Here is a 968-nt window from a genome sequence, read left to right as displayed (position 1 = left end):
TTCGCTAGGATATGCATTGTTAGCAAAAAAACATGGCATACCAAATAAGGCACAAATCGAGCGTTGGGTACATGCTTTTAAAGCATTGGGAAAAGACGGATTAAGTAAGAAGCAGTCGAAACAAGTTTTTTCTATTCAATTCAAACTCGATGTATTACACTTTATGAAACAAACAGGTGCTTCTTACCAAGATACAGCGATTGAATTTAACATGAATAATCCAACCTTGATTGCGAATTGGTACAGAAAATTTTTGAAAGAAGGTGTAGAAGGCCTGAAAGAAAAAGTGAAGGGAAGGCCTCCTATGTCTAAAAATCGAAAAGAGAAGTCTATCAAACCAGAAAATGAATTATCCCGTGAAGAACAATTAGAACGTGAAAATGAACTTCTTCGCTTAGAGATTGCCTATTTAAAAAAGTTGAGCGCTTTTCAGGAGAATCCGAATGCCTTCCTCGCAAAGCACAAGCAGCACTGGCATTCGAACTCAAAGAAGAAGGATTCAAATTAAAAAATGTGAAGTGGTTGGGATTCCAGAGGCGACGTATCACTATCAAGTGAACCTTTTCCAAAAAAATGAAGGAAAATATGGATACCGTCATATTTATTTAGCATTAAGAACGCAAGGTTACGTGATTAATCATAAAAAAGTGCAACGAATCATGAAAGAGTTAAATTTGAAGTGTATCAAATTCACACGTAAATCTCGCTATAACTCATACAAAGGTAAGGTGGGTAAAATAGCTAAAAATCGTTTAAATCGCAGGTTTTATACACCTATACGATTACAGAAGCTCGTCACAGATGTAACTGAATTCAAATGTGCTGGAGACGAAAAGCTTTACTTAAGCTCTATTCTAGATATATATAACGGTGAAATTATTTCTTTTGGCATATCCAAAAGACCAACATTAGATTTCGTTATAGAACCATTAAACCAAGCAGTGGTAATTATTCAAAAGGAAGCGAAA

Annotated in this window: 2 protein-coding genes; both read left to right on the top strand. The window is 35.2% G+C overall.

From position 1 onward, the window contains the following. The coding region (locus tag BN349_RS24615; RefSeq protein WP_019244602.1) for a helix-turn-helix domain-containing protein at positions 1 to 508 on the top strand (508 nt) is incomplete at its 5' end. Next, positions 444 to 968 (top strand): IS3 family transposase (locus BN349_RS22870; RefSeq protein ID WP_148335053.1); only part of this gene is annotated, 525 nt, incomplete at its 3' end. The genes BN349_RS24615 and BN349_RS22870, both read left to right, overlap by 65 nt.

This window comes from Bacillus sp. AP8 (assembly GCF_000321185.1).
Lineage (GTDB): Bacteria > Bacillota > Bacilli > Bacillales > DSM-1321 > Bacillus_AD > Bacillus_AD massilioanorexius.
Note: the sequence above shows the minus strand (reverse complement) of the source record. Positions and strands in the feature narration are given on the sequence as shown.